This is a genomic window from Acinetobacter sp. ANC_7512, from assembly GCF_056779935.1.
The window spans coordinates 1-227 of record NZ_JBWYIX010000053.1; the positions used below are offsets into that span (position 1 = coordinate 1).

Here is a 227-nt window from a genome sequence, read left to right on the forward strand (position 1 = left end):
AACAAAAGTGACAGCGTTACCTGAGGCAGTACAAGCAGAAAAAGATGCGCTACAAGGTCGTTTAAATGATCTGGTTGATATCACTTTACCAACAGTAAATGACGAAGATGAAGATGGTGTTGTTGATGATATTGGTGAAGCTCTAGCAGCGGCTGAAGCAGCAGTAGAGGCAGCAGAAGCAGCATACGCTGCGGCAGAACAAGCGCTGATCGATGCAAATGCCAATG

Annotated in this window: 1 protein-coding gene; it reads left to right on the top strand. The window is 45.8% G+C overall.

Annotated features, from left to right (window positions below; translation table 11 throughout):
- The coding region (locus AC1M9H_RS14435) for a GA-like domain-containing protein (protein WP_481613667.1) at window positions 1-227 on the top strand (227 nt) is incomplete at both ends.